Annotated in this window: 23 protein-coding genes; 13 read left to right on the plus strand and 10 right to left on the minus strand. The window is 67.9% G+C overall.

Annotation, left to right across the window (positions count from 1 at the left end; all coding sequences use genetic code 11):
- Window positions 1-50: 50 nt before the first annotated feature.
- Window positions 51-1019, minus strand: coding sequence for an agmatinase (gene speB, locus VXM69_RS10370; protein WP_175904016.1), 969 nt, complete (start codon window positions 1017-1019; stop codon window positions 51-53).
- 356 nt (window positions 1020-1375) lie between these two features.
- Here speB and VXM69_RS10375 point away from each other — a divergent pair, with 356 nt between their 5' ends.
- From VXM69_RS10375 to VXM69_RS10395, 5 genes are all read left to right on the plus strand, one after another.
- A complete protein-coding gene (locus tag VXM69_RS10375; RefSeq protein ID WP_367188551.1) occupies window positions 1376-2047 on the plus strand; it encodes a lysoplasmalogenase in 672 nt (223 codons plus the stop codon).
- Window positions 2048-2293: 246 nt separating this feature from the next.
- A complete protein-coding gene (locus VXM69_RS10380) occupies window positions 2294-3871 on the plus strand; it encodes a flavin-containing monooxygenase (RefSeq protein WP_367188552.1) in 1578 nt (525 codons plus the stop codon).
- A 21-nt stretch (window positions 3872-3892) separates the two neighbouring features.
- Complete coding sequence (locus tag VXM69_RS10385) at window positions 3893-4831, plus strand: SDR family oxidoreductase (protein WP_200088559.1); 939 nt, start codon at window positions 3893-3895, stop codon at window positions 4829-4831.
- The gene (locus tag VXM69_RS10390; RefSeq protein ID WP_034189867.1) at window positions 4828-5733 is read left to right on the plus strand and encodes a metal-dependent hydrolase; all 906 of its coding nucleotides are present in this window, start codon (window positions 4828-4830) and stop codon (window positions 5731-5733) included. Before VXM69_RS10385 ends, VXM69_RS10390 begins: the two co-directional genes overlap by 4 nt.
- Before the next feature lie 4 nt (window positions 5734-5737).
- A complete protein-coding gene (locus VXM69_RS10395; RefSeq protein WP_367188553.1) occupies window positions 5738-6649 on the plus strand; it encodes an alpha/beta fold hydrolase in 912 nt (303 codons plus the stop codon).
- Here the strand turns inward: VXM69_RS10395 and VXM69_RS10400 are convergent.
- Window positions 6604-7164 carry a putative glycolipid-binding domain-containing protein gene (locus tag VXM69_RS10400; protein WP_367188554.1) on the minus strand — a complete coding sequence of 187 codons (561 nt, stop codon included), beginning with the start codon at window positions 7162-7164 and terminating at the stop codon, window positions 6604-6606. The two genes, VXM69_RS10395 and VXM69_RS10400, sit on opposite strands and share 46 nt — an antisense overlap.
- Before the next feature lie 256 nt (window positions 7165-7420).
- On the opposite strand from VXM69_RS10400, the gene VXM69_RS10405 reads away from it, so the two are divergent.
- The 4 genes from VXM69_RS10405 (at window position 7421) to VXM69_RS10420 (ending at window position 14318) form a co-directional block, all read left to right on the plus strand.
- The gene (locus VXM69_RS10405) at window positions 7421-8314 is read left to right on the plus strand and encodes an urea transporter (RefSeq protein ID WP_226253200.1); all 894 of its coding nucleotides are present in this window, start codon (window positions 7421-7423) and stop codon (window positions 8312-8314) included.
- Window positions 8289-9065, plus strand: coding sequence for a class II aldolase/adducin family protein (locus VXM69_RS10410; RefSeq protein WP_367188555.1), 777 nt, complete (start codon window positions 8289-8291; stop codon window positions 9063-9065). The genes VXM69_RS10405 and VXM69_RS10410 overlap by 26 nt, the downstream gene beginning before the upstream one ends.
- A 57-nt stretch (window positions 9066-9122) precedes the next feature.
- A complete protein-coding gene (locus VXM69_RS10415; RefSeq protein ID WP_124610038.1) occupies window positions 9123-9311 on the plus strand; it encodes a 4-oxalocrotonate tautomerase in 189 nt (62 codons plus the stop codon).
- Window positions 9312-9476: 165 nt separating this feature from the next.
- Window positions 9477-14318 (plus strand): NAD-glutamate dehydrogenase, encoded by a 4842-nt coding sequence (locus VXM69_RS10420; RefSeq protein ID WP_367188556.1) that lies wholly within the window; start codon window positions 9477-9479, stop codon window positions 14316-14318.
- 4 nt (window positions 14319-14322) lie between these two features.
- On the opposite strand, the gene VXM69_RS10425 is transcribed toward VXM69_RS10420, so the two are convergent.
- The 6 genes from VXM69_RS10425 to VXM69_RS10450 form a co-directional block, all read right to left on the minus strand.
- A complete protein-coding gene (locus VXM69_RS10425; RefSeq protein WP_059557602.1) occupies window positions 14323-15183 on the minus strand; it encodes a class I SAM-dependent methyltransferase in 861 nt (286 codons plus the stop codon).
- Between the two features lie 7 nt (window positions 15184-15190).
- A complete protein-coding gene (locus tag VXM69_RS10430) occupies window positions 15191-15541 on the minus strand; it encodes a glyoxalase/bleomycin resistance/extradiol dioxygenase family protein (protein ID WP_034189875.1) in 351 nt (116 codons plus the stop codon).
- A 1-nt stretch (window position 15542) separates the two neighbouring features.
- A complete protein-coding gene (locus tag VXM69_RS10435; RefSeq protein ID WP_034189876.1) occupies window positions 15543-15719 on the minus strand; it encodes a ribbon-helix-helix protein, CopG family in 177 nt (58 codons plus the stop codon).
- Window positions 15720-15833: 114 nt separating this feature from the next.
- On the minus strand, window positions 15834-16667 hold the full coding sequence (locus tag VXM69_RS10440) for an arylamine N-acetyltransferase (RefSeq protein ID WP_124671094.1): 834 nt from the start codon (window positions 16665-16667) through the stop codon (window positions 15834-15836).
- A gap of 133 nt (window positions 16668-16800) precedes the next feature.
- Window positions 16801-17490 (minus strand): hypothetical protein, encoded by a 690-nt coding sequence (locus tag VXM69_RS10445; protein ID WP_049030883.1) that lies wholly within the window; start codon window positions 17488-17490, stop codon window positions 16801-16803.
- A 341-nt stretch (window positions 17491-17831) separates the two neighbouring features.
- A complete protein-coding gene (locus tag VXM69_RS10450) occupies window positions 17832-19316 on the minus strand; it encodes an amidase (protein WP_034189879.1) in 1485 nt (494 codons plus the stop codon).
- A gap of 368 nt (window positions 19317-19684) precedes the next feature.
- Here VXM69_RS10450 and VXM69_RS10455 point away from each other — a divergent pair, with 368 nt between their 5' ends.
- Together VXM69_RS10455 and VXM69_RS10460 are read left to right on the plus strand one after the other, a co-directional pair.
- Window positions 19685-20119 carry a universal stress protein gene (locus VXM69_RS10455; protein WP_034189880.1) on the plus strand — a complete coding sequence of 145 codons (435 nt, stop codon included), beginning with the start codon at window positions 19685-19687 and terminating at the stop codon, window positions 20117-20119.
- 558 nt (window positions 20120-20677) lie between these two features.
- Window positions 20678-20926 (plus strand): hypothetical protein, encoded by a 249-nt coding sequence (locus tag VXM69_RS10460; protein WP_034189881.1) that lies wholly within the window; start codon window positions 20678-20680, stop codon window positions 20924-20926.
- A 78-nt stretch (window positions 20927-21004) separates the two neighbouring features.
- Here VXM69_RS10460 and VXM69_RS10465 read toward each other — a convergent pair.
- A protein-coding gene (locus VXM69_RS10465) for an IS5 family transposase (protein ID WP_175908046.1) occupies window positions 21005-21822 on the minus strand; the annotation gives its coding sequence in 2 pieces (ribosomal slippage) (window positions 21005-21474 and window positions 21474-21822; 819 coding nt in all).
- Between the two features lie 138 nt (window positions 21823-21960).
- Here VXM69_RS10465 and VXM69_RS10470 point away from each other — a divergent pair.
- Window positions 21961-22434 (plus strand): nuclear transport factor 2 family protein, encoded by a 474-nt coding sequence (locus VXM69_RS10470; RefSeq protein ID WP_034189882.1) that lies wholly within the window; start codon window positions 21961-21963, stop codon window positions 22432-22434.
- 22 nt (window positions 22435-22456) lie between these two features.
- Here VXM69_RS10470 and VXM69_RS10475 read toward each other — a convergent pair whose 3' ends face one another.
- Window positions 22457-23398, minus strand: a complete 942-nt coding sequence (locus VXM69_RS10475) for a BPL-N domain-containing protein (RefSeq protein WP_226227949.1) — start codon at window positions 23396-23398, stop codon at window positions 22457-22459.
- A gap of 229 nt (window positions 23399-23627) precedes the next feature.
- Between VXM69_RS10475 and acnB the strand changes: the two genes are divergently transcribed.
- Window positions 23628-26213 carry a bifunctional aconitate hydratase 2/2-methylisocitrate dehydratase gene (gene acnB / locus VXM69_RS10480; RefSeq protein WP_034189884.1) on the plus strand — a complete coding sequence of 862 codons (2586 nt, stop codon included), beginning with the start codon at window positions 23628-23630 and terminating at the stop codon, window positions 26211-26213.
- The last annotated feature ends 46 nt before the right edge of the window (window positions 26214-26259 follow it).

Consider the following 26259-nt stretch of genomic DNA (forward strand, 5'->3'; position numbering starts at 1 on the left):
AGCGCATGCCGACGGCGCACACGACGCGCCGGCGGCATGCCCCCGCTCTCCTACTTCCCCGCGCCCGCCACCTTCTTCTGCCGCCACAGACACAGCAGATCGCACGCGACATGCGCGGCCGCGATCGCGGTGATGTCCGCGTGATCGTACGCAGGCGCGACCTCCACCACATCAGCGCCAATCAGATTCACCGCCCCCAGCCCGCGCACGATCGCCAGCGCCTGCGCGGACGACAACCCGCCCGCGACCGGCGTCCCCGTCCCGGGCGCGAACGCCGGATCGAGACAGTCGATATCGAACGTCAGATACGCGGGCCGCGACCCGACGATGTCGACGATCCGCTCGACCGCCGCACGCGAACCATGGTCATGCACCCACGCGGCATCGAGCCGCTCGATCCCGAGAAAATCGTCGTTCCACGTACGGATCCCGACCTGCACCGATGTCGCCGGATCGATCAGCCCTTCCTTCACGGCCTTGTAGAACATCGTCCCGTGATTGAGGCTGTCCGGCTCGTCGTCGGCCCACGTATCGCAATGCGCGTCGAAATGGATCAGCGACAGCGGTTTGCCGTAGCGCTCCGCATGTGCAACCAGCAGCGGATACGTGATGTAGTGGTCGCCGCCGAACGTCAGCATCTTCGCGCCGGACCGCAGGATCGTGCGCGCATGCTCGATGATCGCGGGCTTGATCGACAGCGGGTTGTGCGCGTCGAACCAGCAGTCGCCGTAGTCGACGGCCGCGAGATCGTCGAACGGATCGAAGCCCCACGGATACGGATTGAGCTCGGCCAACTGCACGCTCGCCGCGCGGATCGCGGCCGGCCCGAGCCGCGCGCCCGACCGATAGGTCGTCGCGAGATCGAGCGGCACGCCGGAAATCGCGACGTCGACGCCGTCGAGCGTGCGCGAATAGTTGCGGCGCATGAACGACAGCACGCCCGCATAGGTGTTTTCGATCGAGGAGCCGTACGGCGTCGTGCGACGGATCGCGCCGTCGCCGTGGAGAAGTTCGGTCATGGGTCGGACCTGTTTTCGTGGGGAGCCGGCGCCGCCCTGCTCCCTGTGAGCGCACGGGTCGGGCACGGCAGGGATTCATCGGGCACGCACCGGCTGCGCAGCCAGTCGCGCGGCCGGGCGGAACAGCGACAACGGCAATACCGCGGCGATCATAACAAGCCGAATTGAAGTCGTTGCCCCGGTTCAACCGGGGCAACGCGCCGAGAAATCCGGCGGCGGCATCGCCGCCGGCCGCCATCGATTCCTAGAAGGATTCGCCGGTTTTCGCCCGCGCATTCTTCCGGATAATGGCCGGCAGCCGCGCCCTCGTCGGCGCGCCGTCCACCGCGGACCACGACACACCGGAGACCCCCGCCTTGCTCGCCACGCTTCCCGCCACCTACCGCCGGCTCTGGCCGCTCGCCATCGCCGCCGCGCTGCTGTACGGGCTGTCGCTCGCCGCCGCGCCCTATCCGGGCCAGGCCGCCGCGAAGGCCGCGATGGGCATCCTGCTGCTCGCGGCCGGCGGCACCTGCGGCGCGCCGCGCGAACGCGCGTGGCTGTGCGCGGCGCTCGCGACCGCCGTACTCGGCGACGTCCTGCTCGCGCTGCCCGACTGGCCGCTGTCGTTCGTCCTCGGCCTCGGGTCCTTCCTGCTCACGCACGTGTGCTACTGCGCGATCTTCTTTCGCTGGCGCGCGCGGCCGCACGGCTGGCGCATCGTCGCGCTGATCGGCCTGTGGATCGCCGCGCCGGCGTTCTACGCGGCGTTCTTCCCGCATCTCGGCGCGCTGCTCGCGCCGGTGGCCGTCTACATGCTGGTGCTGTGCGTGATGGCGAGCTTCGCGCTCGCCGCCCGCACGCACGGCGCGCTCGTCGCGATCGGCAGCCTGATCTTCGTCGGCTCCGATACGCTGATCGGCGTCGGCCGGTTCCTCGGCGGTTTTCCGGGTATCGACTACTTGATCTGGAGCCTCTACGCGCTCGCGCAGGTCACGATCGTGGCCGGGGTTTTCCATGAGACGACCGCCCGCCCGATCCGTCCCTGATACTGTTTCAAACAGGCCGCCGCGCGCCGGCGGTCTCGTCCATCGCCGGTCTCGTCCTGTCGACGGCCCTTTCCGCCGATCCCGCGGCGCGGAAAACGAACCGTTCCAAACCGCGCTCAGCCTTTTCCCGCCTGGCTTCCGGCCCTTAGAGCGCCGCTTCTAGCCTCTTGCGGTTTCCGGGTTCACCCACTATCGTTACATCAAACAATGTAACATTCAAAAATGAGCCAAATCGGAGACACCCGGATGAATGCTCGCACGTTGCCTTTCGGTCCACCCGGCCACGACGGCCAGGACGAAACCATCGACATCGCCATCATCGGCACCGGCTTCGCCGGCCTCGGGATGGCGATCCGCCTGCGGCAAACAGGCGTGACCGACTTCGTCGTCCTCGAGAAGGCCGCGTCGGTCGGCGGCACGTGGCGCGACAATCATTACCCCGGGTGTGCATGCGACGTGCAATCGCACGTCTATTCGTTCTCGTTCGCGCCGAACCCGCGCTGGACGCGCATGTTCGCGCCGCAGCCGGAGATCCGCGCGTATCTCGAAGACTGCGTGCAGCGTTTCGGCGTCGGCCCGCACCTGCGCATGAACCACGAGCTGCAGCGCGCCGAATACGACGAGGCCGCGCAACGCTGGCGCCTCACGTTCGCGAACGGCAAGCGGCTGTCCGTGCGCGTGCTGATCTCGGGGATGGGCGGCCTGTCGCGCGCCGCGCTGCCGGCGATTCCCGGCGTCGAGCATTTCCAGGGCCGCGCATTCCATTCGCAGCAGTGGGATCACGACTACGCGCTCGAAGGCAAGCGCGTCGCGGTGATCGGCACCGGCGCGAGCGCGATCCAGTTCGTGCCGCAGATCGCGCCGCGCGTGAAGACGCTCGCGCTGTTCCAGCGCACGCCGCCGTGGATCATGCCGAAGCCCGACCGCAACCTCACCCGCTTCGAGAAATGGCTGTTCCGCACGCTGCCGTTCACGCAGAAGGCCGTGCGCAGCGGCATCTACTGGATGCTCGAATCCCGCGTGCTCGGCTTCGCGATCCATCCGTCGCTGATGAAGAACGTGCAGAAGCTCGCGCTGCGCCATATCCGCAAGCAGATCCCCGATCCCGAGCTGCGCAAGACCGTCACGCCGAACTACACGCTCGGCTGCAAGCGCGTGCTGATCTCGAACGACTACTACCCGGCGCTGTCGCGCAAGAACGTCGACGTGATCACCACCGGCATCGACCACATCGAAGCCGACGCGGTCGTGACGACCGACGGCCGCCGCCATGAAGTCGACTGCCTGATCTACGGCACCGGCTTCCAGGTCGCCGATCCGTATCCGCGCGGCGCGATCATCGGCCGCGGCGGGCTCGACATCGTCGACGCATGGCGCGACGGCGCGCATGCGTATCTCGGCTCGACGCTGCCCGGCTACCCGAACTTCTTCATGATCGTCGGCCCGAACACCGGCCTCGGCCACAACTCGATGGTGTTCATGATCGAGTCGCAGATCGAATATATCCTCGGCGCGCTGCAGGCGATGCGCCGCGAGCGCGCCGAGGCGATCGAGGTGCGCCCGCTCGTCGAGGCGCAGTTCAACAGCGACCTGCAGGGCAAGCTGAAGAAGGCGATCTGGTCGACGGGCGGCTGCAAGAGCTGGTATCTCGATCCGCGCACCGGCAAGAACACGACGCTGTGGCCGGGTTTCACGTGGCGCTTCCGCCAGGCGACCGCGCACTTCTCGATCGCCGATTACCACGCGTATCGCGCACCGCAACACGACACGGCCGCGCGGCCCGCCGCCGCGCCCGCCGCTTCCACGTCCGCCGAAGCGGCCTGAGCCAGACAAGGAGTCACCGACATGAGAGATTTCGCCAACAAGGTCGCCGCGATCACGGGTGCCGGTTCGGGCATGGGCCGCGCGCTCGCGGTCCAGCTCGCGCAGGCCGGCTGCCACGTGTCGCTCGCCGACAAGAACGGCGTCGGCCTCGCCGAAACCGAACGGATCGTCCGCGCGATCGCGCCGAACGTGCGCGTATCGACGCGCGTGCTGGACGTCGGCGAGCGCGACGCGATGTTCGCGTGGGCCGACGACACCGCGAAGGAACATGGCAAGGTCAACCTGATCTTCAACAACGCGGGCGTCGCGCTATCGAGCACGATCGAGGGCATGGAATACAGCGATCTCGAGTGGATCGTGAACATCAATTTCTGGGGCGTCGTGCACGGCACGAAGGCATTCCTGCCGCACCTGAAGGCATCGGGCGACGGCCACGTGATCAACACGTCGAGCCTGTTCGGGATCTTCGCGCAGCCGGGCATGAGCGGCTACAACGCGACGAAGTTCGCGGTGCGCGGCTTCACCGAATCGCTGCGCCAGGAACTCGACATGATGAAGTGCGGCGTGTCGGCGACCTGCGTGCATCCGGGCGGCATCCGCACGAACATCGCGCAGGCGAGCCGCGTGTCGAAGAACATGGTCGGCTTCATGGTCGCGAGCGAGCAGCAAGGCCGCGACACGTTCGAGAAGTTCTTCATCACGACCGCCGACGACGCCGCGCGCACGATCCTCGCCGGCGTGCGCAAGAACAAGCGCCGCGTGCTGATCGGCCGCGACGCGAAGGCCGGCGACTGGATGGCCCGCGTGCTGCCCGCCGCGTACCAGGCGCTCGTTGTGCTCGCGACACGCCGCGAGGCCGCGCGGGCCCGCCGCGACGCCGCGCGCGGCACGCCGGCGCCCGCGCCGCTGCACGCCGCCACCTACAACAATGCAGGCAATCAGGGAGGAGAACAATCATGACGACCCCGAACATGATGCCCGTGCGGCGCGACGTCCGTTTCGCGCTGCCGCCCGAACGCGCACGCGACTGGCACGTTCAAGGCGTGCCCGTCACGCACTTCATGAATGCGCTGTCGCTGCTGTTCCCGGCCGGCGAGCGTTTCTTCATGGATTCGGTGCGCAACTACCGCGACCGGATCGAGGATCCCGAGCTGAAGAAACAGGTGCTCGGCTTCATCGGCCAGGAAGCGATGCATACGCGCGAGCACATCGAATACAACGACCTGCTGCAGGCGTCCGGCCTGCCCGCGCACAAGCTCGACAAGCGCCTGTGGACGATCCTCGGCTGGTTCAAGAAGGTGCTGCCGCATTCGATGCAGCTCGCGATCACGATCGCGCTCGAGCACTACACGGCGATCCTCGCGAACCAGCTGCTGTCGGGCCACGAGCACCGGATCGACGGCTCGGTCGAAGGCTACCAGCAGATGTGGATGTGGCATGCGATGGAGGAAACCGAGCACAAGGCGGTGTCCTACGACGTGTGGAAGACCGTGATGAAGCCGGGCCTCGGCAGCTACCTGCTGCGCACGGGCACGATGCTGACGACCACCGTATTCTTCTGGACAATCGTGTTCGACTTCCACGTTCGGCTAATGCGCGCGCACCGTCGCGAACACGGCAAGTTCGGCGGCATGTGGCGCCTCGTGAAGTATCTGTACGGCCCGAAGCACGGCGTGTTTCCGAGCATCGCGCGCGAATGGCTCGACTACTTCCGCCCGGGCTTCCACCCGTGGGACCACGACAACCACCAGTACCTGCAGGGGCTCGACTCGCTGCTCGAGAACATCGACGCGACCAACGCACGCTACGCGGCGCAAGCCGCCCCGCGCCGCGTGCCGCTGCACCCGGTCCCGCAGGCATGACGCCATGGCGCGCGCCCACGAGATGCTGACCGTCCAGTCCGGCGACGTGAAACTCGCCGTCTACGTCAGCGGGTCGCGTCGCGCGCCGCCGCTGATCCTCGTGCACGGTTACCCCGACTCGGCCACCGTGTGGGCGCCGATCCGCGCGCGGCTCGCGAAGCGCTACCGCGTGATCGCATACGACGTGCGCGGCGCCGGCGCGTCCGATGCGCCGCGCCGCCGCGCCGACTACACGCTCGAGCGGCTCGCCGCCGATCTGAAGGCGGTGGCCGACGCGACCTGCGGCGGCCGGCCGTTCCATCTGGTCGGCCACGACTGGGGCTCGATCCAGTGCTGGGAGGCCGTGACCGATCCCGCGTTCCGCGGCCGGATCGCGTCGTACACGTCGATCTCGGGCCCGTGCCTCGATCACGTGTTCCGCGCGAAGATGCGGCTCAGGCAGAGCCTGAAGTCGTGGTACATCGCGTTCTTCCATCTGCCGGTCGTGCCGTCGCTCGTCTGGCGGCTCGGCGGCGCGGCGCTGTGGCCGCGCTGGCTGCAACTGACCGAGCGCGTGCGTGCCGAGCGCGATCCCGTGCAACTGAAGAACGCGCTGAACGGGCTGCAGCTGTACCGCGCGAATTTTCTCGCACGGGCACGCAAGCCGCGCGAACGATACGCGCAGGCGCCGGTGCAGATCCTCGTGCCGGTGCGCGACCGCTACGTGACGCCCGAGATGTCGGTCGACCTCGACCGCTGGCTCGGCGACCACGTGCGCGAGGAAATCGACGGCAGCCACTGGGTCGTGCTGCGCCACCCCGACATCATCGCGTCGCGGATCGACCGCTTCGCGTCCGCGCAGGAGCGGCCGTCGGTCGCGAACGCGGCGGTTCAGCGGCCCGCAAGCGCCGGCAGGCGCCTGAACAGCGTCTCGTAGTCGCCGACGAGGCCGTCGTCGTCGATATCCATCTCGGCCGTGAAATTCCGGAAGATCCCTTCGTAGCGGTAACGCCGGCCCGGCTCGATGCATGCGTAGGCCTGCTTGACCGGCGTGACCTTCAGGTCCGGCGTCGAGATGTACGCGACGTCGATCGGCCGCCGCTCGCCGCGCGCGAGCCCCAGGCGGCCGATCGGCAGCGAATTCGTGAACGGCGTCGCCGCGATGTCGATGTCGACGCAACCGTCGAGCTCGGACAGTGCGCGGCCCGAGCCGTCGCGCCAGTGGCCGGCACCATCGCCATGCAGCTCGAGCGTGCCGCCGCCCATCACCTTGAGCACCGCGTAGGTCACCCGCCATTGCGGATCGCACTCGACGCGATACGCGAGCCCGTACGCGCGGCCGTACCGCTGGCCGACCACCGCGCTTTCGACGACGATCGCGCCGCCGCTCCGGTCGAACGTCAGATGTTCGACCCCGTCGCCTTCGAGCGACGCCCAACGCACTTCACGCATCTTTTCCCCTCCCGGTTGCCCGATGCCGGGCATCGTCGCACGAATTCGCCGGCGGCAACGCCAGCGAAGGCCGCCATTCGCCCACCACGCGGATTTCGTATCAAAAAAACGTTCATGCAGCGCCGGTACGACAGGGTCGCTCCGCCTCATTCCCCACCTCGGTGCATCGGCGACAAATCCTGACTATCCAGAATTCCCTATTCCGGTGCATGGGATTGTGTCCTATGCTCGCGGCTCGTCCTGCTACGCCACCATCATGCCTACCGCCCGCCCCGCCTCGCCGTCGATCGACCTGCGTACCCTGCTGCGCGGCATCGGGCAGATCGTGCTGCAGGCGAACGCGTTCACCGGCGCGCTGCTGCTCGTCGCACTGGCGCTGACCGACCTGCGGCTCGCGAGCGCGGCGCTGGTCGGTTCGGCCGCCGCCAGCATGACCGCCGTGCTGACGGGTGCCGAGCGCCGCGACGTCGAACAGGGGCTACACGGCTTCAACGGCGCGCTCGCGGCGCTGATCGCCGTGCTGTTCGCGCCCGGTCAGCTTGCGGCCGTCGCGCTGGTGCCGCTGGTCTCGATCGGCGCGGCGCTCGTGCAGCGCGCGACGCGCGGGCCCCTCGCCCGGTTGCACCTGTGTCCGTATTCGAGCCCCTGTCTCGCCGTCACCGCGCTGTGGCTGCCGTTTGTCGCGCTGCAGCATGCCGCCGGCGCGGCGACTGCCCCGGTGCCGACGCTTGCGTCCGCTGCCGGCGCATTGCTGTCGGGCGTCGCGCAGACCGCCTTCGCGCAAGGCGTCTGGCCCGGCGTATTGATCGTCGCCGGCCTCGCCGTCGCATCGCGCCGCGCGGCCGCGTTCGCGCTCGTCGGCGCGAGCGTGTCGACCGTGCTGCTGGTCGCGCTCGGCGCGAACGGCGCCTGGTTGGCCGACGGCCTGCTCGGCTTCAACGGCGCGCTCGCCGCGCTCGCGCTGATGTCGCGCGGCCCGCGCGCCGCACTGGCCGCCGCCGCACTCGCCGCGCTGATCCAGTGGCTCGCGATGCGCGCGGGCGTCCCCGCGTTCACGGCCCCGTTCGCACTCGCGTCGTGGGCAACCGTCGCCGTCGCGCGCCGCTTCCCTCTCGGAGAACCCGATGTCGTCATTCGCACACCGTCCTGATGCCGTGAAGCCCGGCGGCCCCGTCTCGGACGCCGAGCGCCGGATGCGCGTCGATCTCGCCGCCGCGTACCGGCTGGTCGCGCTGAACGGCTGGGACGACCTGATCTACACGCACCTGTCGGCGACCGTGCCCGGCGAGCCCGGCCACTTCCTGATCAACCCGTTCGGCCTGACGTTCGACGAGGTGCGCGCGTCGAACCTCGTGAAGATCGACCTGGCCGGCAACCGGGTCGGCGACGGCGCGCACGCGGTCAACGTGACGGGCTTCGCGCTGCACGCGGCCGTGCATGCCGCGCGCGCCGACGCCGTCTGCGTGATGCATCTGCACAATACGGCCGGCATCGCCGTGTCGATCCAGCGCGACGGGCTGCTGCCCGCGTCGCAGCATGCGCTGCGCTTTCACGGCGACCTTGCCTACCACGACTACGAGGCGCTCGCGTTCTCGCCGGCCGAAGGCGTGCGGCTGACCGCGAGCCTCGGCGCGAAATCCGCGATGCTGCTGCGCAATCACGGCACGCTGACGGTCGGCCGCACCGTGGCTGAAGCGTATGTGCTGATGGATACGCTGATCAAGGCCTGTGACGTCCAGGTGCGTGCGCAGGCAGGCGGCGGGCCGCTCGTGCTGCCCGACCCGGCCATCGCCAATCGCACCGCCGAACAACTGCGCGACGGCGGCGCGATCGAAGGCGAACTGGAATGGCCGGCGCTGCTGCGCCGCCTCGACCGGATCGACCCGTCGTATCGCGACTGATGCCGCGTGCCTCATCCTCGTCCTGCCGAATCGTTCAACCTCAACCGGAGCATTGCCATGCCGACTTTCAATATCCAGCTGTTCGAAGGCCGCAGCGTCGACCAGAAGCGCGCATTCGTCGAAGCCATCACGCGCGTCACATGCGAGACGCTCGGCTGCACGCCGGGCTCGGTCGACATCATCCTGACCGACGTGAGAAAGGAGAACTGGGCGACGGGCGGGAAGCTGTGGAGCGACGAGGGCTGAGCATCGGCGGCGCCGCTTCGGCACCGCCCACCCCGCGTTGATTCACACGCTGCGGCCGCCTCGGGCCGCCCCGCGTTGTGCGCCCGCACATCGCTTTGTCACGCATTCGGCGCCATAATGCCGGACAGACGCAGCAGCCAATGGCCACCCGACGAGGAGACCGCCATGGAAGCGAAGAACGAGGAAGTCGTCGCACACCTGCTCTCCGATGTCGTCGAATTCGCGCGCGGGCGCCTGCCCGAAGCCACCTTCCGGATCGTCGAACCCTTCCTGCGTCACTACTACGATTTCGTCGACGCCGACGATCTGCAGAGCCGCGGCATCGCCGACCTGTACGGCGCCGCGATGGCGCACTGGCAGACCGCGCAGAAATTCGTGCCCGGCAGCGAGCGGCTGCGCGTGTACAACCCGATCCTCGAACAGCACGGCTGGCACTCCGATCACACGGTGATCGAGATCGTCAACGACGACATGCCGTTCCTCGTCGACTCGGTCACGATGGCCGTCAACCGCCTCGGGCTCGCCCTGCACTCGGCGCTGCACCCGGTGTTCCGCATCTGGCGCGGCGCCGACGGCGGCATCGCGCGTGTCGACGCGGGCGGCGCGACGCCCGGCGACGGCCAGTCGCAACTCGCGTCGTTCATCCATTTCGAAGTCGACCGCTGCGGCGACGCCGCGCTGCTCGACACGCTGCGCGCGGACATCGCGCGCGTGCTCGGCGACGTGCGCGCGTCGGTCGAGGACTGGCCGAAGATCGTCGACATCGCCCGGGCGACGATCAAGGAAATGAAGGCGCGCGAATCGACCGCGGAAGACATCGAGGCGCGCGCGTTCCTCGAATGGATGGCCGCCGATCACTTCACCTTCCTCGGCCAGCGCGACTATGCGCTGGTCTCGGACGGCACGGGCTTCGGCCTGCGCGGCATCGCGGGCTCGGGCTACGGCATCCTGCGCGAATCGCTGCGCACGTCGGGCACGCCCGACGTGACGCCGCTGCCGCCCGCCGCCGCCGACATCATCACCGGCGCGTGGCCGATCTTCCTGACCAAGGCAAACTCGCGCGCGACCGTGCACCGGCCCGGCTATCTCGACTACGTCGGCGTGAAGCTCGTCGGCGCGGACGGGAAAGTCACCGGCGAGCGCCGCTTCATCGGGCTCTACACGTCGACCGCCTATTTCGGTTCGTACACCGAGATCCCGATCGTGCGCCGCAAGTGCGCGAACATCGTGCGGCGCGCGGGCTTCCTGCCGAAGGGGCACCTCGGCAAGTCGCTCGTGACGGTGCTCGAAACCTATCCGCGCGACGAACTGTTCCAGGCCGACGAAGACCGGCTCTACGACATCGCGCTCGGCATCCTGCGCCTGCAGGAACACCAGCGCACGCGGCTGTTCGTGCGGCGCGACCGGTTCGACCGCTTCGTGTCGTGCCTCGTGTTCGTGCCGCGCGACAAGTACAACACCGACCTGCGCCGCCGCATCGCGAAGCTGCTTGTCGACGCGTACAACGGCGTGAACGTCGAATTCACGCCGCTGCTGTCGGAATCGGCGCTCGCGCGCATTCATTTCGTCGTGCATGCCGAACCAGGCACGATGCCCGACGTCGATACACGCGAGCTCGAAACGCGGCTCGTGCAGGTCACGCGCCGCTGGCAGGACGATCTCGCCGATGCACTGCTCGACGCCTTCGGGGAAGAGCAAGGCAACCGCCTGCTGCAGCGCTATGCCGATTCGTTCCCGGCCGGCTATCGCGACGACTACCCGGCCCGCACGGCCGTGCGCGACATCGAGCTGATCGAGCGCGTGAAGGACACCGGCCAGCTCGCGATGAACCTGTACCGGCCGATCGAGGCCGAGCCGCGTGCATTCCGCTTCAAGGTCTATCGCGCGGGCGACCCGATCGCGCTGTCGCGCAGCCTGCCGATGCTCGAGCATCTCGGCGTGCGCGTCGACGAGGAGCGGCCGTACCGGATCCAGACGCAGGACGCGACGCACGCATGGGTGCACGATTTCGGCCTCGAACTCGCCGACGATACCGAGTTCGACATCGAGCGCGTGAAAGGCCTGTTCGAGGATGCGTTCGACCGGATCTGGACCGGCCGGATCGAGAACGACGACTTCAACCGCCTCGTGCTGCGCGCGCACCTGAGCGCACGCGAAGTGACGATCCTGCGGGCGTACGCGAAATACCTGCGGCAGGTCGGGTCGACGTTCAGCGATGCCTATATCGAACGCGCGCTGACCGGCAACCCGGCGATCGCGCGGCAGCTCGTCGAGCTGTTCCTGCTGCGCTTCGACCCGGCCACCGGCGATTCGCGCGACGTGCAGGCCGAACGGCTGCTGAAAGCGATCGAAGGCGCGCTCGACCAGGTGCCGAACCTCGACGAGGACCGCATCCTGCGCCAGTTCCTCGGCGTGATCAACGCGACCGAGCGCACGAACTACTTCCTCGCCGATGCGAACCGCGAGTCGAAGCCGTATCTGTCGTTCAAGTTCAATCCGGCGAAGGTACCGGGCCTGCCCGAACCGAAGCCGATGTTCGAGATCTGGGTGTATTCGCCGCGTGTCGAGGGCGTGCACCTGCGCGGCGGGCGCGTCGCGCGCGGCGGCCTGCGCTGGTCGGACCGCCGCGAGGATTTCCGCACCGAAGTGCTCGGGCTGATGAAGGCGCAGATGGTGAAGAACGTCGTGATCGTGCCGGTCGGCTCGAAAGGCGGCTTCGTCGTGAAGAACCCGCCGCCGCCGAGCGATCGCGAAGCGTGGATGCGCGAAGGCGTCGCGTGCTACCAGACCTTCCTGCGCGGGCTGCTCGACCTGACCGACAACCTCGTCGGCAACGCGATCGTGCCGCCGCCCGGCGTGGTCCGCCATGACGCCGACGATCCGTACCTGGTCGTCGCCGCCGACAAGGGCACGGCCACCTTCTCCGACTACGCGAACGCGATCTCGCACGAATACGGCTTCTGGCTCGACGACGCGTTCGCGTCCGGCGGCTCGGTCGGCTACGACCACAAGAAGATGGCGATCACCGCACGCGGCGCGTGGGAATCGGTGAAGCGGCACTTCCGCGAGATGGGCATCGATACGCAGACGACCGACTTCACGGTGGTCGGCGTCGGCGACATGTCGGGCGACGTGTTCGGCAACGGGATGCTGCTGTCGCCGCATATCCGGCTCGTCGCCGCGTTCGATCACCGGCACGTGTTCCTCGACCCGAACCCCGATCCCGCGGCGAGCTTCGCGGAGCGCGCGCGCCTGTTCGCGCTCGAACGCTCGAGCTGGGCCGACTACGATCCGGCCGCGATTTCGCCGGGCGGCGGCGTGTACCCGCGCACCGCGAAGACGATCCCGCTGTCGCCGGCCGTGCAGGCGGCGCTCGGCATCGACGCGCATGCGCTGCCGCCGACGGAGCTGATCCGCGCGATCCTGCAGGCGCCGGTCGACCTGCTGTACAACGGCGGCATCGGCACCTACGTGAAGGCCGCGCGCGAAACCCACCAGCAGGTCGGCGACCGCGCGAACGACGCGGTGCGCGTGAACGGCGCGGACCTGCGCTGCAAGGTGGTCGGCGAAGGCGGCAACCTCGGCTGCACGCAGTTCGGCCGCATCGAGTTCGCGCAGCGCGGCGGCCGCATCAACACCGATGCGATCGACAACTCGGCCGGCGTCGATTGTTCGGATCACGAAGTCAACATCAAGATCCTGCTCGGGCTCGTCGTGTCGGACGGCGAGATGACCGAGAAGCAGCGCAATGCGCTGCTCGCGGAAATGACCGACGAAGTCGGGCTGCTCGTGCTGCGCGACAACTACTACCAGACGCAGGCGCTGTCGATCGCCGGCCGCCATGCGGTCGAGCTGCTCGACGCGGAGGCGCGGCTGATGCGCTGGCTCGAACGCGCGGGCCGGTTGAACCGCGTGATCGAATTCCTGCCGACCGACGACGAAATCGCCGAGCGGCAAGCCGCGAAGCTCGGCCTCACGTCGCCGGAGCGCGCGGTGCTGCTCGCGTACAGCAAGATGTGGCTCTACGACGCGCTGCTCGAATCCGACGTGCCCGAAGACCCGCTCGTCGCCGCGATGCTGGTCGATTACTTCCCGAAACCGCTGCAGCAGCGTTTCAGCGAACCGATGGGCCGCCATCCGCTGCGCCGCGAGATTCTCGCGACGCACCTGACCAATGCGCTCGTGAACCGTGTCGGCTGCGCGTTCGTGCACCGGCTGATGGAGGAAACCGACGCGCAGCCGGGCGATATCGCGCGTGCATGCATCATGGCGCGCGACGTGTTCGATCTCGATGCGGTCTGGCGCGACATCGATGCGCTCGACAACCGCGTGGCCGACGACGTGCAGGCGCGCATGTTCGTCGACGTCGCGCGGCTGCTGGAGCGCGCGGCGCTGTGGTTCCTGCGGCATCTGCAATCCGGCGCGGTGGCCGACGGCGGCGTCGCCGAACTGATCGCCCGCTGCCGCGACGCGGCGCAACGGCTCGCCCCGCAACTGCCGGCGCTGCTGCCGGCCGACGATCTCGATGCGCTGTCCGAGCGGCAGCGCGTGCTGGTCGAAGCCGGCGTCGACAGCGCGCTCGCGGTGCGCGTCGCGAGCGGCGATATTTCGGCCGCGCTGCTCGACATCGCCGAGGTGGCGGCCACCTGCAACCGCAGCCTCGAACTCGTCGCGGGCGTCTATTTCTCGCTCGGCACGCTGCTCAATTACGGATGGATCAGCGAGCGAGCGGCGACACTGCCGACGCCGACGCACTGGGACATGCTCGCGCGCGCCGCCGCACTCGCGGAAGTCGCGCGCCTGAAGCGCACGCTGACGACCAGCGCGCTCGCGGAATCACCGGATTCGACGACGCCGGAGACGATCGTCGGCGCGTGGCGCGAGCGCCGCGACGCCGCGCTCGCGCGCTACGCGCACCTGCTGGCGGATCTGCGCGCGTCGGGGGGCGCGAGCCTGGCGGTGCTGCTCGTGGTCGTGCGGGAAATGGCCGTGCTCGAACGCGCGTGACGGTTCAGACCGTCGCGACCAGCAGCTCTTCCGCGTTGTTCGGCGGCCGCAGGCCGTCCGCGCGATCGGCGAAATAGCGGCGCGTCAGCTCCGCGGCCGATACATGCACGGCCTTCGCAAAACCGGCCTCCAGCGCGAGCGCCCGGATCTGCGCCGGCATGAAGAAGCTGATGAACGGCGTGCCGCTCGCGCGCGCGCCCTTCGCGGCCATGTCGAGCGCCGGACGCACATCCGGATCGGCGTTCTCCAGCGGCAACAGGAACGTCATCGCGAGCGTCGAGCCCGGCGCGAGCGACGCGACCTCGCGCAGCGCGGCCGCGTTCGCCTCGCGCGTCAGGTACATGCTGACGCCGGTCGACACCACGACGGCCGGCTTGCCGGCATCGAACCCCGCGCCGACGAGCGCGTCGCGCCACGACGCTTTCGCCTCGAAATCGACCGGCACGAAACGCAGCCAGTCGGGCACGCCGAAACCGAGCTCGGCCAGACGGCGCTGCTTCCAGGCCTGCGGCGCCGGCGGATCGACTTCGAACACGGTCACGCGCGACGCCATGTCCGGCCGGCGCTGCGCGAAGCTGTCGAGGCCCGCGCCCAGGATCACGTACTGGTTCACGCCGCGTGCGGCCTGCTCCGTCACGAGATCCTCGATGAAGCGCGCCCGCGCGACGATCGACGCACGAAACGGCCGCGTGAACTGCGGATCCATGTCGCCGCGCTGTTGCCAGCCCGGCGGCGGCGCGAGCAACTGGAGCCCGACCTCGTCGGCCAGCACGTGCGGTGGCGCGTCGAGCCGCACGTGCAGCGCGCGCCACAGCGCGACGCGGGCGGCCGTGCTGTCGGGGGCGTCTTCGCGGATAGCGGTCATGCCGACCTCACGCACCCTGCTTGCCCGGCGCCTGCAGGCGCCACACGCGGCCGTCGGGGTCGCGCACGGTCATGTCGCGCGTGCCCCAATGCGTGTCCTCGAACGGCGTGACGACGTCGACGATCGGTTGCGGCCGCACCGACTGCTCGTCGGGCACCTTGAGCACGACCTGCATGTCCGGCGTCTCGCTCGGCGGCACTTCGGCGATGAACAGGAACGGACCGTCGCCGCTGCGCAGCTGGCCCGACTGGTGATCGGTTTCGAATTCCAGCCTGAAGCCCAGCGCCTGGAAGAACTTCGCCGACTTGCCCCAGTTGTGCGTCGTCAGGTACACGGCTTCGATTCGCTCGGATGACATGTCACGGCTCCTTGATGGACGGTTCCGCGCCGGGCGGCGGCGCGGCGAGATACGCACGCAATGCGTCGGCCACCAGCGCGGACAGCGATTGCTCCGTTTCGATGGCGCGATGCTTCACCTGCCGGATCAGGCCGAGCGGCAGGTACACGTTGAACTGCTTCACTTCTTCGTCGGTCATGGATACTAGTATGCTAGCAATCTAGCAAATGTCAATCGCGCAAGCGGCGGGATCGACGATGAAAGCCGGAAGCGGTCCGCGCACGGGCCGCCCTGCGACGATCGTGCGTTCGCGTTATTGCGCGGCGGCACGCGCCGCGAGCCGCGCAAACAGCGCGTCGAGATCGAATCCGTCGGTATTGACGCCGATGGTGTCGCGCAGGCACGCGCTCCACTCCGCCGCGTTGTCGAACGTGACGGCGCGCCCCGCGCCCGCTGCGTCGCGCAGCGTCAGCGTGGTGTTGCGCAGCGCGGCGCGGCCTTCCGGCAGCACGCGGCACGCGATCAGGTCATGCAGGAAGATGGAGTCGGGATAGGTCGACGTGAACCAGTTGGCGGCGTCGTAATCGATCCATTCGACCGGCTTCGGCAGGAAGCGGTACGTGGTCTGCCAGCCGTCCGGCGTCTCGAGCTGCACGTCGAATTCACCGTCGACCGGCGCGGCGACGATACGAAACGCGCCGTGCGGCGTCGGTTGCCGCTCGTCGGGCACGAAACGCAGCGGCGCCGTCAGCGTCGCGCTGCCGAAACCGATGTCCGCGAGCCACGCCGCGCCGTCGAGGTCGATGCGCAGCAGCATGTGCGTGTGCGCGGCAGGCACCTCCGGCGGCCGCATCCAGCGCACGCGCGCGATCAGCGGCGTCACGCGAAAACCGATCGTCGCGAGTGCGGTGTAGAACAGCTTGTTGAGTTCGAAGCAGTAGCCGCCGCGGCGGCGTTCGATCACCTTGTCGACGATCGACGGCAGGTCGAGCGCGACCCGCGCGCCGGTCAGCGGGTTGAGGTTTTCGAACGGGATCGCCTGCGGATGCAGCAGATGCAGCCGGCGCAGCACGTCGAGCGTCGGCTCGGCCGGGCCGTCGTAGCCGATGCGGGAAAAATAGCGCGAGAGGTCGAACGAATCAGTCATGAACCGACACCGATAACAGGGACACGCCACGATAGCATCGTGCGACATCCCCATGTTGGGCGGGGCGATCGTTCATCGCCGCACCCGATGCCGATGCGTCCACGCCCGCACCCGAACCCGCAACCGCACGACGTTACGGCAGCAGCTTCAGCGCGGACGATGCGACCGACGGCACCGAAATGCCCTGGCTCGTCGCGAACTGCACGGCCTGGCTGAGCGTCGCCGCGAGCGACTGCAACTGGCCCGGCGCGCTTTGCGCGATATACGACGCGGCCTGCATGTTCTGCGGGTTCAGGCCCGACTGCAGCAGCGACGCCGCGCTAGTCGAACCGAGATTGCCGAGCCCCGACTGCAGTTGCGAATACTGCGTGAGCCCCTGCCCGAGCGACGCGAGGCCGTTGCTGAACGCCTGCTTGTCGATCGGGCCGTGCGTCGCGCCGCCGCTCGCGAACGCCTGGCCGAGCGCCTGCGACACCGATTGCTGCGCGCCGCCCATCTGCGACAGCGCGGCCGGCGTCAGCGCATTGCCGCCGGACAGCTGACTCGCGGCCTGCTGCGCCTGCCCGGCCGCACCGGTCAGCCCCATCGCCGACGCGAGCGACGACTGGCCGGTCAGCACCTGCTGGTTCGCGCCGACATAGGCTTGCAGCAACTGCGCGACACCGCCGCCCTGCGCGGGGGCCGCCTGCTGCTGCCCGCCGCCGAGCAGCGATGCGCCGAGCGATTGCAGGTCGAGTTGTGCGTGCGCGGCACCGCTCGCCAGGATGCCGAACGCGATGCCTGCCGAGGCCAGGTACCGGCCGGTCGCGCGAATGTGCTTCATGTGTTTCCCTCGTGCCCGAATGGTCGAGGCGATATTGTCGAAGCGCGTCGCGCCGTACCGCAACGACTGAAACACATCGAAACGAAATCGCGGTGCGTAGCCGCTTGCCATTCCGCGACCGGTGGACGTCGTTGCTCGGATTCGTCCACGTTTGCCGTTCGATCTCACGCGCGCACCGGCATTCGTTCTTCCGTTGCGTCAATGCGGGCGGAGTCAAGCCTTGCATGCAGCAGGGCAACACGCATCGCCGCCGGGCGTCGCGTTCGGCGGTCGGAACAAAACGGGCGGCTCGCCGCCGCCCGTTTCATCACCCCGATACCGGCCGTCGGCCGGCCGCGCCATTACGCGGCCATCCACGCCGGCAGCCGCCGGCCCACCCAGTCGGCCGCCTGCTCGTAGCCGCGCGCGAGTTGCAGCACCGCGAGATCGGCACGCGGGCGCCCGATCAGTTGCATGCCCATCGGCAGCCCCGCGTCGTTGAAGCCGACCGGCACGTTGATCACCGGGCAGCCGGCCAGCGTCCACGGCACGACCGTCTCCATCCAGCGGTGATAGGTGTCCATCGCACGGCCGGCGATCTCCTTCGGCCAGCGCTGGTCGACGTCGAACGGGAAGACCTGCGCGGTCGGCGCCGCGATGAAATCGTAGCGCTCGAAGAAGCTCAGCACGGCCTGATGCCACGCGGTGCGCTCGACGCTCGCGTCGAACACCGCCGCGCCCTGCATCGCGAGCAGCCCCTCGACTTCGTAGATCGCCTCCGGCTTCAGCAGCGCGCGGCGTGCCGGGTCGCGATAGTGCGCGAGCAGCCCGCCGCCGGACAGCAGATGCCGGTGCGCGAGCCACAAGCGCCAGATGCGGTCGGGGGCGAACGCCGGCAACGCGGCGTCGACGTCGCAGCCGATCTCGCGCAGCACCGCGAGCCCCTGCTCGCACTGCGCAAGCACGCCGGCCTCGGTCGCGAGATAACCGTTCCAGTCGCCGACCCACGCGATGCGCTTGCCCCGCAGGTCGGCGTCGAGCGGCCGCGCGAACACGGCCGGATCTTCCGCGAGCGACAGCGGATCGTTCGCGTCGTAGCCGGCCTGGATCGCAAGCAACTGCGCGACGTCGCCGACGGTGCGGCCCATCGGCCCTTCGATGCCGAGCTGCTGGATGAATACGTCGACGCCCGGCCAGCGCGGCACGCGACCCTGCGACGGACGCAAGCCGTAGATGTTGCAGAACGCGGCCGGGTTGCGCAGCGAACCGCCGAAATCGCTGCCGTCCGCGACCGGCAGCATCCGCGCCGCGAGCGCCGCCGCCGTGCCGCCGCTGCTGCCGCCCGCGCTCTTCGTCAGGTCGTACGGGTTGCGCGTGGCGCCATAGACCTCGTTGAACGTGTGCGAGCCGAGCCCGAACTCCGGCGTGTTGGTCTTGCCGATGAAGATCGCGCCGGCCGCGCGCATCCGCGCGACGCCGACGGAATCGGCCTGCGGCACGTTCTCGCGGAAGATCGGCGAACCGTAGGTCGTCCGCAGCCCCTTCGTCATCGCCAGATCCTTCGGCGCCTGCGGCATCCCGTGCATCCAGCCGTGGTACTCGCCGCGCGCCAGTGCGGCATCCTTTTCCGCGGCTTCGGTCAGCAACGCATCGCGCTCGCGCAGCGCGACGATCGCGTTGACCGCACCGTTCACTCGCTCGACGTGATCGAGATACGCACGCATCGTCTCGACGCACGAGACCGCCTTGCTGCGGATCGCCGCGGCGAGCTCGCCGGCCGACAGGCGCACGATCGGATCGACGGAAATGGAAGCGGGAGCGAGAAGCTGCGGGGCGCCGTGCGGCATGCGGGGTCTCCTGGAATCGCAATGGAATGGCGGGCCGCGAGGCGGCGGTCGCTCCCGGCCGGCCGGAAGGGGCCGCCGCCGCGGCTGATGCTCTACTCTACGCGACGCCGGATCGGCGACCTCCGATATTTTCCGTCGCGATTCATTGCGGATCCGACTAAATCGGCGCGTGGCGCGTCGGGCCATGCACACGGTCCCGGCCAGTGAAACCGTTTATGCGCATAAACTTAAATTTCTTATATTTCTAATTAGGCACGTCACACGACGACGCGCGTTAACGACATTTTTACGCGGCCGCCCGATCTCTTTAGATCGCCCGCCGCGGCCGCACGCTACGCTGGAAGCATCTCGTTTCCTGGACATCGTTCATGCTCAAGCTGCTGGTTCCGGTCGGTCACTCGCCCCGCTCGCTGCAGGCGGTTCGCCATGCGACATTCCTGTATCGCGAACGGTGCGCGTCGGAGATCGTGCTGATCAACGTGCAGGCGCCGCTCGAATCGACGCGGCTCGAGGCCTATTACCCGCTGTCGCGGCTGCGCTCGATCGAGGAGAAGTTCGCGTCCGACGATCTGGCGACGGCGGAGCGGATCCTGCGGGAAGCCGGCGTCAAATACACCGTCGTGATGAAGGTCGGCCCGGTGGCCGACACGATCGCAACCGCGGCAGCCGAGACCGGATGCGACGAGATCGTGGTGGTCGCGCCGCGGCACGATCCGCTGCATGCGCTGATGTCGGTGTTTCGCCGCAGCGTGATGGGCCGGCTGGTGCGGATTTCGAATGTGCCGGTGACGGCCGTGCAATGACCGGCATCGGGCGCGGGGATGCCCTTGACGCCGGTCGCGTGACGGGCCGCGGGCTTGCGCCGTCGGCCGTCGAACGCGCGGCGAGGACGTGCGCGCACGGTGCGTCGCGCACGTCCTGTCATCGAGCGGCGTTCAGTCGATGACCTTGCGCCAGAACACGAAATAGGCGGCGGCGGACGACGCCAGCAGCAGGATGGCCCACATCGGGGCGAGACTGAGCAGGACGGAAGAGACGTTAAGCATTTGGATTCCTCACTATTTCGACAGCGATATTCGACATGCACCTGCTTGCCGGAACCGGGGCATTGATCCGCCATCGCATTCCGTCAAATCATGTGTTCATGCTATCGCCTCGAGCGGCCGCGCAACCGCCGCCGCCCGTCCGCACCCTGACATTCGTCAAACTCGCGCGAATCACCCGCGCGCCGGCGCGGCGACGTTAGACAGGGCGGGATCACACCGCCCCCGCCGCCGTTTTCAGCAGATGTTTACCGGGGGAAGCCCCAAGTGCTTCGTCAGACGTATCCGCGTTACGCTGCAGCGACGAGGAGACGAATCATGAGACGAACCGTACATATCGCCGTATTCGCGCTGCTGGCCTATCTGATCGGCGATCGCGCGATCCTGCATGCACAGGGCCGCGACGCCAGCCCGCTCGCGTGCGAGCAAGGCGCCGCGCAGGTGAAGGCCGACGCGCTCGGCCGCGGCTTCGGCGAGGCCGCCGCCGGCAGCCAGAGCGAGGCCTACATGTCCGGTTGCCTGGTGACCGGGCGAGACGAGCGGGACGTCACGATGGCGAATCGTTGACGCGCATCCTGTAACATGCCGGCCGCGGGCGAAACCGCCCGCTCACGCCGCTCGGCGCCATTTTCCTTAGAGGCCAGTTCAAAAACCCTGCTCAGCTCGTCGGAAGATGTTCCAACAGATGAGCGAGCAGCCAAGTTTCAGGAATGCTTCGTGAATGTAGGCACGTCGCTCAAAGCGAGTGCGTAGGCGACGGAAATTGTGGAGCCAGGAATGCGTACGTTCGACCACCCAACGATACTTGCCCAGACCACTGCCATGCTCGGTCCGGCGCTTGGCGATCACCGGCTTGATACCGCGTTCGCGCAACGCGCGACGATGTCGGGTGCAATCGTAGCCGCGATCGGCGTAGACGACGCCGGGCTTCTGAAGCGGTCGGCCACGAACGCCGCGGATGGGTGGGATCGCATCAACGAGCGGCAGCAACTGCGTGACGTCGTTGGTGTTCGCGCCAGTCAGGATCGCAACGAGAGGAACGCCGTTGGCGTCTACGAGGATGTGGTGCTTGGAACCGGGTCGCGCGCGATCCGTGGGGTTCGGGCCAGTTTTTCGCCCGCCCCAACGGCGCGCACGGACGACGAATCGACCGCAGCGTATGACAGATCGATTTGGCCGGTCGCACGCAACTTGTCGAGCAGCAACTCGTGCAGTTGGTCCCATACACCAGCCTTTTGCCAGCCGCTCAATCGCCGCCAGCAAGTGGCGCCCGAGCCAAAGCCCAGACGAGTCGGCAAGTGGTTCCAACGAATTCCCGTTTTGAACACGAACAGGATACCGTTGAGCGCCGCACGATCGGACACGCGCGGACGACCAGGATCGCTCTTCGCGCGAAGCTTCGCAGGTGGCAGCAATGGTTCGATCAGTATCCACAGTTCGTCGTCAATGATTGGCGCTTCCATCCTTGGACTTCCCTTGTTCTGATGCCCAAGGTTAACAGCTTGCCGAGGAAGTAAACAACCCCTCTCCGGAGTTTTTGAACTGGCCTCTTATCGACGCTTCGACGGACGTCATGGTCCGCCCCTTCGCCACGCCCCACGATGAGTCATCCGAACACCGAACTGATCCAGCGCTTCTACACGGCCTTCCAGCAGCGCGACATCGACGCGATGCTCGCCTGCTATGCCGACGACGTCATCTTCAGCGATCCCGCGTTCGGCGAACTGCGCGGCGACCTCGCCCGCGACATGTGGCGCATGCTGGTCGCGCGGGCGCAGGAATTCTCGTTGACGTTCGGCGACGTGGCGGCGGACGAACAGGCCGGGCGTGCCGCGTGGATCGCGCACTACCGGTTCGCCGCGACCGGCCGGATGGTGGGCAACCGGATCGACGCGCGGTTCCGGTTTCGCGACGGACGCATCGTCGAGCATCGCGACAGTTTCGACCTGTGGCGCTGGGCGCGTCAGGCGCTCGGGCTGAAAGGCGCGCTGCTCGGCTGGACGCCGTTCATGCAACGCGCCATCCGCGCGCAGGCGCGGAAAAATCTCGACGCGTACCGGGCGAAGCGGAAATAAGTCACGCGCCGCAACCGCGCCGCTACGGCGCCATCGTCGCGCGAATCAGGTCATCGGCCATGTCCGGCAACACGCCGTCCGGGTTCCTGAGGCCGTACCGGCGATACCAGCTTTCATCGGCCTCGGGATGCGGGCCGGCGAGCCCGACGCGCCCTCTGCCGTAGCGGTACGTCGCGGCGGCGATATCGCGGTTCGGATACGTCGCCAGCACGACACCGCCCGAGCCGGCCGGCACGGCCGGGAGCATCGCGCCGTCCTGATAGTAGATCCAGCGCCTTTTGCCGCGCCAGACGACCGGCGTGACCGTGTCGGCGATGCCGTGAAGCGCCGAGCCCGGCCGGCCGACCTCGGAATCGATCTCGCCGTCGACCAGCCGGAAACCGTGTTCGCCCGCCAGGTACGCGCCCATGCAGAGCCCCAGGTAACGCCCGCCGTTCGACACGTAACGCCGCACGGCCCTGATTGCATTTTTCCCGATGCTGGCCGCCGCGCCGGAAATGTCCTGCCCCCCGCCGGGCTGCACATACAACGCCGCACCGGCCAGCGCGGCGGGCGTGATCTTGAGTTTTTCCGCCGGGCCGACGTAGATCACCTTGAACTTGTCGTCCGATTCCCGCAGGCGGCTGGCGATCGCCTCGGGGCAGCCATCGCACGCGGCGGGGCCGCGATAGACGAGCGCGACGGGCCGGCTCGCCTCGCGACGCGTTTCGTCGCCGGTCGCCGCCGCATGAACGACCGACGACACGACGAGCGACATCGCCAGGAAAATCGAGTCTCTGGATCGCATGGTCCTGAACACCGGAGTAAGAGAATAGCCGCCGACGGGGACGAATCGGCGGGCACGCGCCAATTTCCGCCTCGCGCTGTCACAACCCGATCGCAAGCTGCGCGACAGGAAGCGTAGCCGCGCGAACGCGCCGCGTGTGTGCCGTTTCCCGCGTACTTGTGCAGAAATGTGCGGCACCGGCAACCTGATCCGGGCTCGCCGGCCGCCCACCGGGCCACGCCAGACAAGGCCAGCTCGGCCATGCAGCCCCGATGCCCGGCCTTTCGCACATCAACTCTTATATAAGACATAAGACATTTGACGTTCCAGACCATTGAGATTAGAATCCCGCTCAAAGCAGTGCCTGGAATCGCCCCGGAGTGCCGGCAAGGCCTTCCCCTCAAACGCAATATCAGCAGGTCTCCCCATGCTTGAAAACTTTCGTGCTCACGTGGCCGCCCGCGCCGCGCTCGGTATTCCTCCCCTGCCGCTGACGGCTCAGCAGACCGCCGAACTGGTCGAATTGCTGACGAACCCGCCGGCCGGCGAAGAGCAGACGCTGGTCGACCTGATCACCCATCGCGTGCCTGCCGGCGTCGACGAAGCCGCCCGCGTGAAGGCCGGCTTCCTGGCCGCCGTGGCCAAGGGCGAAACCGCCTGCCCGCTGATCTCGCGCGCACGCGCCACCGAACTGCTCGGCACGATGCTGGGCGGCTACAACATCCAGCCGCTGATCGAGCTGCTGTCCGACGACGCGGTCGCGGCCGTCGCGGCCGACGCGCTGAAGAAAACCCTGCTGATGTTCGACCAGTTCCATGACGTGAAGGAACTCGCCGACAAGGGCAACGCGCACGCGAAGGCCGTGCTGCAGAGCTGGGCCGACGCCGAATGGTTCACGAGCCGTCCGGAAGTGCCGCAAAGCCTGACCATCACCGTCTTCAAGGTGACGGGCGAGACCAACACCGACGACCTGTCGCCGGCGCCGGACGCCACCACCCGCCCGGACATCCCGATGCACGCGCTGGCGATGCTGAAGAATGCGCGCCCGGGCATCACGCCGGAAGAAGACGGCAAGCGCGGCCCGGTCAAGTTCATCGAATCGCTGAAGGAAAAGGGTCACCTGGTCGCGTACGTGGGCGACGTGGTCGGCACCGGCTCCTCGCGCAAGTCGGCCACCAACTCGGTGCTGTGGTTCACCGGCGAAGACATCCCGTTCGTCCCGAACAAGCGCTTCGGCGGCGTGTGCCTCGGCGGCAAGATCGCCCCGATCTTCTACAACACGATGGAAGATGCCGGCGCGCTGCCGATCGAGCTCGACGTGTCGCAGATGGAAATGGGCGACGTGGTCGAACTGCGCCCGTACGAAGGCAAGGCGCTGAAAGATGGCAAAGTGATCGCCGAATTCCAGGTCAAGTCCGACGTGCTGTTCGACGAAGTGCGCGCCGGCGGCCGCATTCCGCTGATCATCGGCCGCGGCCTGACCGCGAAGGCGCGTGAAGCGCTCGGCCTCGCGCCGTCGACGCTGTTCCGCCTGCCGCACCAGCCGGCCGACAGCGGCAAGGGCTTCTCGCTCGCGCAGAAGATGGTCGGCCGCGCATGCGGTCTGCCGGAAGGCCAGGGCGTGCGTCCGGGCACGTACTGCGAACCGAAGATGACCTCGGTCGGCTCGCAGGACACCACGGGCCCGATGACCCGCGACGAACTGAAGGATCTCGCCTGCCTCGGCTTCTCGGCCGACCTCGTGATGCAGTCGTTCTGCCACACCGCCGCGTATCCGAAGCCGGTCGACGTGAAGACGCACCAGACGCTGCCGAACTTCATCAGCACGCGCGGCGGTATCGCGCTGCGCCCGGGCGACGGCGTGATCCACTCGTGGCTGAACCGCATGCTGCTGCCCGACACCGTCGGCACCGGCGGCGATTCGCACACGCGCTTCCCGATCGGCATCAGCTTCCCGGCGGGCTCGGGCCTGGTCGCGTTCGCGGCCGCCACCGGCACGATGCCGCTGGACATGCCGGAATCGGTGCTGGTCCGCTTCAAGGGCAAGATGCAGCCGGGCGTCACGCTGCGTGACCTCGTCAACGCGATCCCGCTGTATGCGATCAAGCAAGGCATGCTGACGGTCGCCAAGCAAGGCAAGAAGAACATCTTCTCGGGCCGCATCCTCGAAATCGAAGGCCTGCCCGACCTGAAGGTCGAGCAAGCGTTCGAGCTGTCGGATGCGTCCGCCGAGCGTTCGGCCGCCGGTTGCACGGTGCACCTGAACAAGGAACCGATCATCGAGTACCTGAACAGCAACATCACGCTGCTCAAGTGGATGATCGCGCAGGGCTACCAGGATCCGCGCAGCCTGCAGCGCCGTATCGCGGCGATGGAACAGTGGCTGGCCGACCCGCAACTGCTCGCGCCGGATGCCGACGCCGAGTACGCGGCCGTCATCGAGATCGACCTCGCCGACATCCACGAGCCGATCGTCGCCTGCCCGAACGACCCGGACGACGTGAAGACGCTGTCCGACGTCGCCGGTGCGAAGATCGACGAAGTGTTCATCGGCTCGTGCATGACCAACATCGGTCACTTCCGTGCCGCGTCGAAGCTGCTGGAAGGCAAGCGCGACATCCCGGTCAAGCTGTGGGTCGCGCCGCCGACCAAGATGGACCAGAAGCAGCTGACGGAAGAAGGCCACTATGGCGTGTTCGGCACGGCCGGCGCACGCACCGAAATGCCGGGCTGCTCGCTGTGCATGGGTAACCAGGCTCAGGTGCGCGAAGGCGCGACGGTCATGTCGACGTCGACCCGCAACTTCCCGAACCGTCTCGGCAAGAACACGAACGTGTATCTCGGCTCGGCGGAATTGGCGGCGATCTGCTCGCGTCTGGGCAAGATCCCGACCAAGGAAGAGTACATGGCCGACATGGGTGTGCTCAGCGCGAACGGCGACAAGATCTACAAGTACATGAACTTCGACCAGATCGAAGACTTCAAGGAAGTGGCCGACACCGTGCAGATCTAAGCACGCAGTCGGGCTGCGGCGGGTGGTCGACGCCGCAGCGCACCGA

Source organism: Burkholderia sp. Ed8 (assembly GCF_040761425.1).
GTDB classification, from domain to species: Bacteria; Pseudomonadota; Gammaproteobacteria; order Burkholderiales; family Burkholderiaceae; genus Burkholderia; species Burkholderia seminalis.

What these genes read in the sequence shown, in the direction of transcription:
- speB (WP_175904016.1), bottom strand. Translation starts at nt 1,019, where the DNA reads ATGACCGAACTTCTCCACGGCGACGGCGCGATCCGTCGCACGACGCCG.
- VXM69_RS10460 (WP_034189881.1), top strand. Translation starts at nt 20,678, where the DNA reads ATGAGACGAACCGTACATATCGCCGTATTCGCGCTGCTGGCCTATCTG.
- VXM69_RS10380 (WP_367188552.1), top strand. Translation starts at nt 2,294, where the DNA reads ATGAATGCTCGCACGTTGCCTTTCGGTCCACCCGGCCACGACGGCCAG.
- VXM69_RS10450 (WP_034189879.1), bottom strand. Translation starts at nt 19,316, where the DNA reads ATGCCGCACGGCGCCCCGCAGCTTCTCGCTCCCGCTTCCATTTCCGTC.
- VXM69_RS10445 (WP_049030883.1), bottom strand. Translation starts at nt 17,490, where the DNA reads ATGAAGCACATTCGCGCGACCGGCCGGTACCTGGCCTCGGCAGGCATC.
- VXM69_RS10395 (WP_367188553.1), top strand. Translation starts at nt 5,738, where the DNA reads ATGGCGCGCGCCCACGAGATGCTGACCGTCCAGTCCGGCGACGTGAAA.
- VXM69_RS10455 (WP_034189880.1), top strand. Translation starts at nt 19,685, where the DNA reads ATGCTCAAGCTGCTGGTTCCGGTCGGTCACTCGCCCCGCTCGCTGCAG.
- VXM69_RS10470 (WP_034189882.1), top strand. Translation starts at nt 21,961, where the DNA reads ATGAGTCATCCGAACACCGAACTGATCCAGCGCTTCTACACGGCCTTC.
- VXM69_RS10410 (WP_367188555.1), top strand. Translation starts at nt 8,289, where the DNA reads ATGTCGTCATTCGCACACCGTCCTGATGCCGTGAAGCCCGGCGGCCCC.
- VXM69_RS10400 (WP_367188554.1), bottom strand. Translation starts at nt 7,164, where the DNA reads ATGCGTGAAGTGCGTTGGGCGTCGCTCGAAGGCGACGGGGTCGAACAT.
- VXM69_RS10405 (WP_226253200.1), top strand. Translation starts at nt 7,421, where the DNA reads ATGCCTACCGCCCGCCCCGCCTCGCCGTCGATCGACCTGCGTACCCTG.
- VXM69_RS10435 (WP_034189876.1), bottom strand. Translation starts at nt 15,719, where the DNA reads ATGACCGACGAAGAAGTGAAGCAGTTCAACGTGTACCTGCCGCTCGGC.
- VXM69_RS10440 (WP_124671094.1), bottom strand. Translation starts at nt 16,667, where the DNA reads ATGACTGATTCGTTCGACCTCTCGCGCTATTTTTCCCGCATCGGCTAC.
- VXM69_RS10415 (WP_124610038.1), top strand. Translation starts at nt 9,123, where the DNA reads ATGCCGACTTTCAATATCCAGCTGTTCGAAGGCCGCAGCGTCGACCAG.
- VXM69_RS10390 (WP_034189867.1), top strand. Translation starts at nt 4,828, where the DNA reads ATGACGACCCCGAACATGATGCCCGTGCGGCGCGACGTCCGTTTCGCG.
- VXM69_RS10425 (WP_059557602.1), bottom strand. Translation starts at nt 15,183, where the DNA reads ATGACCGCTATCCGCGAAGACGCCCCCGACAGCACGGCCGCCCGCGTC.
- VXM69_RS10420 (WP_367188556.1), top strand. Translation starts at nt 9,477, where the DNA reads ATGGAAGCGAAGAACGAGGAAGTCGTCGCACACCTGCTCTCCGATGTC.
- VXM69_RS10385 (WP_200088559.1), top strand. Translation starts at nt 3,893, where the DNA reads ATGAGAGATTTCGCCAACAAGGTCGCCGCGATCACGGGTGCCGGTTCG.
- acnB (WP_034189884.1), top strand. Translation starts at nt 23,628, where the DNA reads ATGCTTGAAAACTTTCGTGCTCACGTGGCCGCCCGCGCCGCGCTCGGT.
- VXM69_RS10430 (WP_034189875.1), bottom strand. Translation starts at nt 15,541, where the DNA reads ATGTCATCCGAGCGAATCGAAGCCGTGTACCTGACGACGCACAACTGG.